Here is an 11706-nt window from a genome sequence, read left to right on the forward strand (position 1 = left end):
ACAAGTTTTTGCATCAAATTCGGGAGTGTGGTATGCTTGTTCATAGAGAGCACCTCCTGGGTTTGTTTGTGTCGCTACTCACATTCTACAGGAAAGGTGATCTTTTTTCTATACCCTTTGGATTTTATTGGATAATCAACACGCCTGATAAAAAAATTCCATATATCTTTGTGATGATGAAGAATAGTAGGCATGGCGGACACTTCAGAGAGCTGATGGTTGGTGCAAATCAGTGTGGAAACCATGTTGAATGGGCTTCGGAGCAACCAGACCGAAATTTAGAGTAGGTTTTGGCGGAGAGTCTCACCGTTAAAAGAGACAAGGTATCGAAACGTAATTTACGTTTCCGTACCCTAAAAGTGCGTTTGTTGTTTTACAAACGAACAAAGGTGGCACCGCGGCTTTCCGTCCTTTGGCAAGTGGATGGAAAGCCTTTTTATTTAGTTGTCTAAAAGGAGTGATTAGTCATGGAAGACGGCTGGTGGACGTTTTTTTCAATTCAAAGCATTAAAACTACAACAAAATGGAGGGATTTCGATGAATAGGGGAATATTAGTATCAGGAATAAGACCTACAGGAGAATTACATTTGGGTAACTACTATGGTGCAATGAAGAATATCCTTGAATTACAGGAAAAGTACAATTCATACTTTTTTATCAGTGATATTCATTCACTAACTACTCACCCTAAACCAGATGATTTAACGAGAAATGTTTTGGAAATTGCTAAAGATTATTTGGCAGCAGGGCTCGATCCAAATAAATCTACATTTTATGTCCAATCCTCGATTGCAGAGGAAATATGTGAATTGCATACTTATTTAAGCATGGTAATGCCATTAGGGGATTTATTACGTTGTCCGACATTTAAGGAAAAAGCAAAAAAACAACCTGATAATGTCAATTATGGATTAGTAGGTTATCCAGTTTTGATGGCAGCAGACATTCTTATACACAAAGGAAAATTTGTGCCCGTCGGCGAAGATCAATTGGTTCATTTGGAAATAGCAAGGACCATTGTACGTAGATTTAACCAACTCTATGGAGATATTTTTCCTGAACCAAGACCGATTGTGGAAAATGCTGTTCGTATTCCTTCTCTTTCAGGGAAAGGGAAAATGAGTAAATCCGATAACGCCGACAGTTATATTAGTATGAAAGATGACAATGAAACCATTCAACGAAAAGTAAAGAAGGCATATTCTGACCCTACTCGTATCTATAAACATCAAGCAGGTAACCCTTCAAAAGAAGGGTGCAACGTTTATCATTTGCACACTTACTTTACTGAAAAGGAAACGTTAGAAAAGATTCAGCTCCAATGCAGTAATGCGACGATAGGGTGCGTACAATGTAAATCCATTCTATCCGATTCGATCAATTCCATCGTTGGACCGTTCAGAGAAAAAAGAAAAAAATTGTCAGATAGTGATGTATATGATGTTTTAGAACACGGGAAAATGAAAGCGAAAGAGTCATCACAAAAAGTGATCAGTGAAGTTAGAAAGGCAATTGGATTAAGGATGTTTTAAGTGATTTAATAAGGTGTATCGAATAGTGATACACCTTTTTCTTCATCAATTTATTAACGGTTTATTATGACTAACTGCTTCGTTAGCCAACCATGAAACGAACTTCACCACAGATGATGGAAGTTCATTCGTTCTTCCCAGGGAGACAACCATGCCGCATCTATGCGGCATCATCAGAATAATGAAAAATTCATTTTCAGGATAGACCTCCATGTCGTGCTTACGGCACTAGCAAATGATGAAAATACTAATTTTCGGGATAGTTAAAAAAGAAATGGGTGTAAGCAAAACACCCGCAAAATGTGCGGGTGTTTCTGCTTAAATAACCATATCAATAATTCCATTAATCCATTCAGAATTTTCTTCGATTCCGAGCTTATTACAAAGATTTTTATGAACTCTTTTAAATTCTGGAACTATACTTTTCATCACATTCATAATTTCAAGGGGATTTCTACCACATTCCCAACTTTCAAGGAGGGAAAGTTGCCAAGCTTCTAGCTTGCTTCTTTCCCCTTCGTATTTTGCCCAATCACCAAACGTATTTGGTTGGATTCCTACTTCCATATACCAAGCTGTTGCCATTGATAAACGTAAGTTGTCAATACATTTCAAAGCATAATAATACTCTTTTCTCATTACTCTGCGATAAGCTTCATGAAAATACGCAAAAAACTTTGTTCGCCAAAGTTCCAATTCTTCAATTGTTGGTTCATAGGATAAAGCCATTGATTTATCTAAAATATCTGCCAACATTCCATCCGTATCTTTTATAATTTTTATATTTTTCAACCATACGGAAGGCTGAATATCTTCAGGTTTATAATAAAATGTATCCACTTTAACGAAACAATCATAGTGAGCGATTGAATAAGTTACAAACGGACCTAAATCCTCAAAATAAAGAACATTTCCCCACTTTTTAGGGCGATTTTTTTTGTTCGAGATAAATGCTTGGAATTTTTCAGGTAATACAACGATGCGGAGGTCAATGTCGGAATATAAATCCATGTTTTCACTCCCGATTGAACCACCATAAAAAACCGCTAATACATCATCGTCATTAAATAAATCTTTTTCAATTGCAGTCATTAAATCTTGACGATGCTTTGGAATTTCTAAATCTCTTTCTTTGTGTCTAGTTACAAATCCCACACATTGAATAACAACTCCCCTAAAATATATTTTTAGAATATAAATCCATATTGATTTTATATATTAGATATTTAGCATTTGATTCCTTCTTTAATTATACTGCCCGTTAGATGCCCATGCATCGCTTCGCGGCATCACAGATGATGAAAGAAATTTTATTCTTCCATAGAAATCAAATAAGACCGATTTTAATCAATTTACCACAATATTACAAACACTTTCAAAATGCCTTTTATTATTCAAATATTTGTTTGATCGGAAATAAAGGAAAAATTGTTGGCATAAAAATTCGCCAACACTTTTATTGAATATATAACTTTATTTTTCAGTATGCGACTTTATTTTCCGCAGATAATAGAAAAAACAAAAGCCTGCTGGATTCACCAACAGGCTTTCAGTTCCCGACTTTTTTGTTCGGTACCTAACTTTTTTGTCCGGTTCCCGACTTTTTTGTCAAGTACCCGACTTTTTTGTCATTCAACATCTTTCCGACCAATGAACCGCTCACTCCACCGTCACGCTCTTCGCCAAGTTGCGCGGTTTGTCGACGTCGCAGCCGCGGTGCAAGGCGGCATAGTAGGCGATCAGCTGCAACGGCACGACGGAGACAAGCGGCGTAAGATCCGGATGGACGGATGGGATGATAAAGCGGTCGCCGTCGCCTTCCAGGCCGCGCATCGAGATGACGCACGGGTTCGCGCCGCGGGCGACGACTTCTTTTACGTTGCCGCGAATGCTCAAATTCACGTGCTCCTGAGTGGCAAGCGCAATCACCGGCGTGCCGTTCTCAATCAAGGCGATCGTGCCGTGTTTCAGCTCGCCGCCGGCGAACCCTTCCGCTTGGATGTACGAGATCTCCTTCAGCTTCAGCGCGCCTTCTAGGCAGACATAGTAGTCAACGGCGCGGCCGATGAAAAAGCAGTTGCGCGTCAGGGTCAAGTAGTCGCTCGCGATGTTCTCCATTTCCTCTTTCGCATCGCACAGCATTTCCATCACATTGGCGACGATGGCGAGCTCTTTCGTCAAGTCAAAGTCCAGCTCAAAGCCTTTCGCTTTTGCCGCCGCGGCGGCCAAAATCGCAAGCACAGCAATTTGCGCCGTATAGGCTTTTGTCGAGGCAACGGCGATTTCCGGGCCGGCGTGCAACAGGAGCGTATAATCGGCTTCCCGCGACAGCGTCGAACCTGGGACGTTCGTGATCGTAATCGCTTTATGGCCGAGTTTGTTCGTTTGCACGAGCACGGCGCGGCTGTCGGCCGTTTCGCCGCTTTGCGAGATAAAGATGAAGAGCGGCTTTTCCGACAACAGCGGCATGTTGTACGAAAATTCGCTGGCGATATGCACTTCGACTGGTATTTTCGCCCACGACTCGATCAACTGCTTGCCGACAAGGCCTGCGTGGTAGCTCGTTCCGCACGCGACAATGTACAGGCGGTCGGCGTTCAGCACCTCATTGATGATCGCTTTGTCAATGGCCAATTCACCGTTGTCATCTTGGTATTTTTGAATGATGCGGCGGATGACGAACGGCTGCTCATCAATTTCTTTCAGCATGTAATGCGGATACGTCCCTTTTTCAATGTCGCTCGCATCGAGCTCAGCCGTAAATGGCTTCCGTTTGACCGTTTCACCGTTTAGCGTTTGAATCGTGACGTTCTCGCTCGTGACGATGACGAGTTCCCCATCCATCAGTTCGACGAATTGATTCGTCACTTGGAGCATCGCCATCGCATCGCTCGCCACGACGTTAAATCCATCACCCAATCCGACGAGAAGCGGGCTTTTGTTTTTGGCCGCATAGATGGTGTTTTCGTCTTGTGCATCGATCATGGCGATGGCGTACGATCCTTTTAGCAGCGAGAGCGTTTTTCGGAACGCTTCTTCCGTTGTCAGCCCGTCACGGACGAATTTTTCCACGAGCTGAACGATCACTTCCGTGTCCGTGTCGCTTTGGAATGTGACATCGGCCAAGTAGTCGCGCTTGACCATTTCATAGTTCTCAATGACGCCGTTATGCACGAGCGTAAAACGGCCTGAAGCGCTTTGATGCGGGTGGGCGTTCACTCGGCTTGGCGCCCCGTGTGTCGCCCAGCGTGTATGGCCAATGCCGACCGTCGCGTTGACGTTCGGGTCGACGATGCGGCGCAAATCAGCAATCCGTCCTTTTTCCTTAAACACATGCACGCCGCTTTCGTTCAACACAGCGATCCCCGCCGAATCGTAGCCGCGATACTCGAGTTTTTCCAATCCGCGCAATAAAATTTCCTTCACATCTTGATAACCGATATAGCCAACAATGCCGCACATGGCAAATGTTCCTCCTTTTCATCTTGGAGGCTGCCGCTAATGAGATCCTTCCATGTTCAGTTGTCAAAGAACAACGGGGCCTCACCGTCAATGCGGCAGACTCCCCTTTCGATTTGCGCGATGACATCCTCCCCTTTGTGCAAAGGGTCGCCCCTTTGTTTTAAGAGAGGACTTGCGGCTGTCATCGCTCCAGCCGGGAGGCATCCGCCGAAAACCTCGATAAACCTCCTCCTCGTCAACTAAGCGTTCTTCCGTCCAACGCTTAGTCCAGGCGCTTTTGTCTCGTCAAAACCGATGCAACAACCAACCACCTTTTTGCTTTGTTGGCCATGCCTACGGTTGCGGCAAGCCATCACTTCACCATGTTCCGCTCTTCGCCCTGCCATCGCCTCCTTTCAAGAAAAAGGCAACAACGTTAATATTACAGGACATTCCCAGCGGCGTCAACTATTTATATAAATACCCTATGCATAAACGAAAGGGAACGTTCCGTTTATGCATAGGGTGGTTGTCCAGACGGTCGATTATTCCGTCCCCATTTCACGGCGGACGACATCGGCGATCCGCTCCACGTAGGCGCGGCACGCTTCTTCGGTCGGGGCCTCCGCCATAATGCGCACAAGAGGCTCAGTCCCCGATGGGCGGACAAGAACGCGGCCGTTGCCGTTCATCTCTGCCTCCACTTCCTGGATCACTTTTTTCACTTGTTCGTTTTCCATTGCTTTTTCCTTATCGGCCACCCGGACGTTCACAAGCAGCTGCGGGTATTTTTTCATTTCCCCCGCCAATTCGGAAAGCGGCTTGCCTTTGATTTTCATGATGTTGACAAGCTGGAGCGCCGTCAACATTCCGTCCCCCGTCGTGTTGTAGTCAAGGAAGATGATATGTCCGGACTGCTCGCCGCCGAGATTATAGCCGTTCTTCTTCATTTCCTCGACGACATAGCGGTCGCCGACCGCCGTTTGTACACTTTTGATTCCCTGCGCCTCAAGCGCCTTGTAAAACCCAAGGTTGCTCATGACAGTCGAGACGACAGTTTGGTGCTTGAGGCGGCCGGTTTCTTTTAAATATTTGGCGCAAATGTACATAATTTGGTCGCCATCGACGATGTTGCCGTTCTCATCGACGGCAATGAGACGGTCGCCGTCGCCGTCAAAGGCGAGCCCGACATCCGCTCCTTTTTCTTTGACAAATGCGGCGAGCGCTTCCGGATGGGTGGACCCGACCCCTTCGTTAATGTTGAGCCCATTGGGCGACGCCCCCATCGTCACGACATCCGCATCCAAATCGGCAAATAAGTACGTCGCCAGCGATGACGTCGCCCCGTGCGCGCAGTCGAGGGCGATTTTCATCCCGGAAAAATCTTCTTCATCGATCGTTTGTTTTAAATACTGCAAGTACTTTTGCCCGCCTTCGAAATAGTCGTTTACTTGCCCAAGCCCAGCCCCGATCGGCCGCGGCAGCATATCCTCCCCATTGTCGATGAGTGCTTCAATTTCGGCTTCCTGCTCATCCGACAGCTTGAACCCGTCCGGACCGAAAAATTTAATGCCGTTATCTTGCACCGGGTTGTGCGAGGCGGAAATCATAATGCCGGCCTGCGCTCCGAGCGCCTTCGTCAAATAGGCGACGCCCGGGGTGGAAATGACGCCAAGGCGCATCACCTCGACCCCGATCGACAAAAGCCCGGCGACCAGGGCGCCTTCCAGCATATGGCCGGAAATGCGGGTGTCGCGCCCGATCAGCACTTTCGGGCGCTCAACGCTTTTCGTCAGCACATATCCGCCGCAGCGGCCGATTTGAAATGCCAACTCTGGCGTCAATTCGCGATTTGCGACTCCACGTACACCATCAGTGCCAAAATATTTGCCCATTCGGTCACTCTCTCCTTACTTGTACAATTTATTGTGCAACTGCTTTTTCGCTAATGTGAACCATCGCCGTTTCTGATGACGGCTGCCATTGGACTTGTTCAGGGTGGTTCCATTGAATAGGAACTTGATGTTCACCAGTGTCAAGTCCACTCACATCGACATACAAATGAATATCGTCTTTTGTCAACCCACGGACGGCATCGGGCGGACCGACAAGGCGGATCGTAATTTTGCCTTCAAGCGGTTTGACAAATTCAGCTTTGTATGAATCCGGCAAGCCGACGACAGCGATCGGCACGTCTTTCCACGTTTGTGTGACATCTTTTTCTACATCAATATGCACCTTGATTTTGTCTGGATTGACGCTTTTTGCCCCATCAGGGAGCGGAACGTTGAGCTCTACCGTCGAATCATCCGTAATATCGTCCAAATCAACGGTCAACCCTTCCAGCTTGTCAATACGGTTCAGCACATCCTTCGGCCCATAAATCGTCACCCGCTCCGGCTCCGGATCAACGCTGACAAGATGCACCCCATCCGGCAGCTCCCCGGTTGTCCCCACTTGAATCGGCACCGTTTTGCTCGGGCTTTCCACCGGAACGGTCACTTCAACGGTCGATGGCTGCAGCTCGACATTCATTTCATTGCCGTGCCGGTCATACACCCGAACCCGTGCTTCCCTCGTCAGCGTTTCCGTCGCTCCCTCCAAGTCGACGATCGCTTTGACAAACGAAATCTCGTCAATCAGCTCTCTCGCTCCGGTAATCGTCACAGCGCCCGGCTTTACGGTCGGCTCTCCGACAGAGTAGCCGTCAGGCATTTTGTTTCGATTGAAAAATTCGACGCCGACCGAAAAGCGTTTCGATACTTTTTCACGGATCGTCACTTTCACTGAAGCCGGCTGGATATTCACCTTCAGCTTTTCCGAGATGTCCTTGTATTTGATCGGCACCGTGTATGTTCCTAACGGCAAATCGGTTAAATCGACGTACACCTCGAAATTTCGCTGCAAAGCCGTTGGTTTGACGATGCTTGCCGGGCCTTGGAGCGTGACGTTCACGTATTTCGGGACGCCAGATACGACCAAGTTGTCTTCATCATAGTAAGCGACCACCGGAATATCGATCAACGTTTCCGTATCTTCCTGGCCAAACGTATTGCGCGTTTCCCCTGTTTTCGCCCCGACATTGGCCGACATATACAGCATAATCGCCAGCAATAAAGAGACGACACGAATAAACCAAGGATGGTCCATCAACTTATCCATGTTTCTTCCCCCTCCACTGCCAACGGGAAGAAGCGGACGCCTTCGTCGCAGGAGCAAGTTCCCCCGTTAACAGCTCCCGAAACTCATCGATCGTTAAATCACGGTACAGCTCGCCGTTTTTCGTCAACGATACTGCTCCTGTCTCTTCCGACACGACAACGGTGACGCTGTCCGTCACTTCGCTGATGCCGAGCGCCGCCCGATGGCGCGTCCCGAGTTCCTTTGAAATGAACGGACTCTCCGATAGCGGCAAATAACAAGCGGCCGCAGCGATTTGATTTTTTTGAATAATCACCGCTCCGTCATGAAGCGGGGTGTTCGGAATGAAAATATTAATGAGCAGCTCCGGCGATACATGTGCGTTAAGCGTAATCCCCGTTTCCACATAATCACCCATCCCGGTTTCCCGCTCGATCGAAATGAGCGCCCCGATGCGCCGCTTCGCCATATACTCCGTGGCTTTGACGATGGCTTCCACCATCTGCAGCCGTTCCTCGTCTTCATTGACTGTGCTGCGTGTAAACAGCCGTCCACGGCCAAGCTGCTCGAGGGCGCGCCGCAATTCCGGCTGAAAAATAATGATGATCGCGAGAAATCCCCAAATGATCGCCTGATCCATCAGCCATTGCAGCGTCGTCAATCCGAGGTAATTGCTCACAAAGCGGACTAGAATAATTAAAAAAATGCCTTTTAACAACTGAATGGCCTTCGTCCCGCGAATCATCATAATCAATTTATAAATGACGTACCAAACAACAAGAATATCGACCACTTTCAACAAATACGACACGATGGGGAGCTCTTCGAAGGACATCTTCACACTTCCTTTATCTCTAATTCCAACCTTCCGATGGTCATGGAAAAAGCCATCGGACGATGGCTGCCATCATTCAAGGGATTGGAGCGCATGGTGAACCCTCTCTTTAATATTATACCAAATCCATTCAAACACTTGATTAATTTCTTCTACTTCCCCGGTTACTTGTCCAGCAGACGCCATATATTTCTTCCCGTGGATCACCGTCACATCCCCATCGACCGTTCCTTCAATCCGAATCGATCCATTGCGCACTGTAATATCCCCTTTAACCGTTTGCCCTTCCGGCACGATCACTGTATGATCGCGGATGATGACATGTTCATCAGCCGAAACGGAAAATGCTCCTCTTTCATTCCATGAGGAGGCAAAACTGCCGACTGTGAGCAGACAAAACAGGGAGGCAGCCGTCAGTATGGGATGCGCATGCAGCCAGCGGCGCAGCCGCGCAGCCTTTTTCTCTTTCGGCATGGCTCCCATCACGGTTGCCGTGAACGAGGACGGCACTGTAATATGAGAGGCGCATTGCAGAAAAGCGATCGTTTTGTTTAGTTCATAAAAATGGGCAGCACAAGCGGCGCATGACCGCAAATGTTCTGTCAACTGCCGTTCCTCGTCCGGATGAATGTCGCCGTCAAAGTAGCTATGCATCAGCGATACGATTTCCTTCGGACATTCCATCGTTTCTCACCCTCTTATAGATGGCCAAGTTGTCTGCGCAGCGCTTCACGCCCGCGATGCAGCCTTGTTTTCACTGTGCCGACTGGCAACTCTAAAATCTCGCTAATCTCTTGCAACGACAGATCCTCAATATACTTCAGCACGATCACGCTCCGGTATTTTTCCGGCAGCTGATCAATCGCCCGTTGAACCGTCTCCTGCAGTTCCAAGCTTTCGACCGCCTCTTCAGGGGACGCTTCGCGTGAAGGAAGCTGCGCCTGCATCGTCAATCCGTCCGTACCGTTTAGTTCTTCATCCAAATACACATCAGGCTTCCGTTTCCGCAGCTTATCGATCGTTAAATTCGTCGCAATCCGGTACAGCCATGTGGAAAATTTCATTTCCGGGTTGTACGTATCAATATGGACATAAGCGCGGATGAACGCCTCTTGTGCCGCATCTTCCGCCTCGTGCCGGTTGCCGAGCATTCGATAACAAAGGCGGTAAATTTTATCTTTATACAAGTCGACAAGATCAGCGTACGCATTTTGGTCGCCTTTTCGGATCGCCTTAATTCGTTTTTTAATGAACAAATCCATACAATCCAATACCCCCGCCCTTACGGCTCACCGTGTATTACGGCACTCCACCGGGAAAAGTTTCACACAACATATTTATTGTACCATAGAACGAAAAAAAGAAGGGGGGCAAACCTAATATGGCGTTCCCCCTTCCACCATTGCCTTCAACAACAACGATTCGCTGCTTCCGCTGTCGGACCAGCGTGCTAAATCAGCTTCTCTCCAAACAATGAACCCATCAGCCCCACAGCAACCGAGGCGGTCTTGTTCCGTTCATCCAAAATGGGGTTCACCTCGACAAATTCGGCAGAAGTGATGATTTGCGCTTCCGCCAACATTTCCATCGCCAAATGGCTTTCCCGGTACGTCAGCCCACCGATCACCGGCGTCCCAACACCCGGCGCATCGCTCGGATCAAGCGCATCCAAGTCAAGCGACAAATGGACGCCATCCGTTCGCTCTTTCAAATACGCGATCGTCTCTTCCATCACTTTCGTCATCCCAAGGCGGTCAACCTCATGCATCGTATAGATTTTGATTCCTTTTTCGCGAATAAACCGCTTCTCTCCCTCATCGAGCGAACGGACTCCAATCAATACGACATGTTCTGGTTTGATCTTCGGGCTGTATCCACCGATTCCCGTCAGCGCCGGATGACCAAACCCGAGGCTCGCCGCCAGCGGCATGCCATGAATGTTTCCAGAGGGCGACGTCTCCTCCGTATTGACATCACCGTGCGCATCATACCAAATAACCCCAAGCCGCTCATAATGTTTCGCCACCCCGGCGAGCGTGCCAATGGCGATGCTATGGTCGCCGCCCAGCACAAGCGGAAAGCGCCCGCGTTGAACGACCTCATCGACGGCGACAGCCAGCTGTTCATTCGCATCCGCAACCGCTTTCAAATTGCGCAACCGCGGATCCCCTTGCTCGGACAACCGCTCCGCCTTGCCGATCGGAATGTCTCCTAAATCTTCAATATGGTAATGAAGGCGTTCAAGCCGTTCAATGACTCCAGCGTAACGCATCGCGCTCGGCCCCATGTCGACGCCGCGGCGCGTCTGCCCTAAATCCATCGGCACCCCGATAATCGAGATTGGCTTCATGCTGTTTCTCTCCTTTCCCTTTTCCCTCTACACCTTTATTGTAGGGAAAGAAAAGAGATGACTCAACTTGACAAAATTTTGAATATTTATGCTGACCATAACAAAAGAAAACAGCAACCTGCTTTGTCAGCAAAAAGCAGGTTGCTGTTTATGGAGCCTATCGGGATCGAACCGATGACCTCCTGCGTGCAAAGCAGGCGCTCTCCCAGCTGAGCTAAGGCCCCGTTCCAAAGCGGAAGACGGGACTCGAACCCGCGACCCCCACCTTGGCAAGGTGGTGTTCTACCGCTGAACTACTTCCGCGCCATGGTGAGCCATGGAGGACTCGAACCTCCGACCCTCTGATTAAAAGTCAGATGCTCTACCTACTGAGCTAATGGCTCATGAGTTGGATAACACCCTAGGA

The 11706-nt window shown here is 48.1% G+C and carries 9 protein-coding genes, 3 tRNA genes and 1 other annotated feature; of the genes, 1 reads left to right on the top strand and 11 read right to left on the bottom strand.

What is annotated here, in order from left to right; all coding sequences use genetic code 11:
* The first annotated feature begins 164 nt into the window (after window positions 1-164).
* Window positions 165-416 (top strand) — a binding site (T-box leader).
* 121 nt (window positions 417-537) lie between these two features.
* Window positions 538-1533: a tryptophan--tRNA ligase gene (gene trpS / locus CV945_RS15150; protein ID WP_077429744.1), complete on the top strand. Its 996-nt coding sequence runs from the start codon at window positions 538-540 to the stop codon at window positions 1531-1533.
* 318 nt (window positions 1534-1851) lie between these two features.
* Here the strand turns inward: trpS and CV945_RS15155 are convergent, their stop codons facing one another.
* From CV945_RS15155 to CV945_RS15205, 11 genes are all read right to left on the bottom strand, one after another.
* On the bottom strand, window positions 1852-2688 hold the full coding sequence (locus CV945_RS15155; RefSeq protein ID WP_100660097.1) for an aminoglycoside 6-adenylyltransferase: 837 nt from the start codon (window positions 2686-2688) through the stop codon (window positions 1852-1854).
* A 504-nt stretch (window positions 2689-3192) separates the two neighbouring features.
* Complete coding sequence (gene glmS / locus CV945_RS15160) at window positions 3193-4995, bottom strand: glutamine--fructose-6-phosphate transaminase (isomerizing) (protein ID WP_100660098.1); 1803 nt, start codon at window positions 4993-4995, stop codon at window positions 3193-3195.
* Between the two features lie 524 nt (window positions 4996-5519).
* Window positions 5520-6869, bottom strand: a complete 1350-nt coding sequence (glmM, locus tag CV945_RS15165) for a phosphoglucosamine mutase (protein ID WP_033011742.1) — start codon at window positions 6867-6869, stop codon at window positions 5520-5522.
* Between the two features lie 28 nt (window positions 6870-6897).
* Window positions 6898-8136, bottom strand: a complete 1239-nt coding sequence (locus tag CV945_RS15170) for a CdaR family protein (protein WP_100660099.1) — start codon at window positions 8134-8136, stop codon at window positions 6898-6900.
* Window positions 8129-8950, bottom strand: a complete 822-nt coding sequence (gene cdaA / locus CV945_RS15175) for a diadenylate cyclase CdaA (RefSeq protein ID WP_033011740.1) — start codon at window positions 8948-8950, stop codon at window positions 8129-8131. Before cdaA ends, CV945_RS15170 begins: the two co-directional genes overlap by 8 nt.
* Before the next feature lie 72 nt (window positions 8951-9022).
* Window positions 9023-9634: an anti-sigma-W factor RsiW gene (gene rsiW, locus CV945_RS15180; RefSeq protein ID WP_044745135.1), complete on the bottom strand. Its 612-nt coding sequence runs from the start codon at window positions 9632-9634 to the stop codon at window positions 9023-9025.
* Window positions 9635-9648: 14 nt separating this feature from the next.
* On the bottom strand, window positions 9649-10212 hold the full coding sequence (gene sigW, locus CV945_RS15185; RefSeq protein WP_033011737.1) for an RNA polymerase sigma factor SigW: 564 nt from the start codon (window positions 10210-10212) through the stop codon (window positions 9649-9651).
* Between the two features lie 188 nt (window positions 10213-10400).
* Window positions 10401-11300: an arginase gene (gene rocF, locus CV945_RS15190; protein ID WP_033011736.1), complete on the bottom strand. Its 900-nt coding sequence runs from the start codon at window positions 11298-11300 to the stop codon at window positions 10401-10403.
* Between the two features lie 151 nt (window positions 11301-11451).
* A tRNA-Ala gene (locus tag CV945_RS15195) sits at window positions 11452-11524 on the bottom strand.
* 7 nt (window positions 11525-11531) lie between these two features.
* Window positions 11532-11603 (bottom strand) — tRNA-Gly (locus tag CV945_RS15200).
* A 4-nt stretch (window positions 11604-11607) separates the two neighbouring features.
* Window positions 11608-11683 (bottom strand) — tRNA-Lys (locus CV945_RS15205).
* Window positions 11684-11706 lie beyond the last annotated feature (23 nt).

The sequence above is a fragment of the Geobacillus sp. Manikaran-105 genome, from assembly GCF_002809955.1.
Classification (GTDB): Bacteria; Bacillota; Bacilli; order Bacillales; family Anoxybacillaceae; genus Geobacillus; species Geobacillus thermophilus.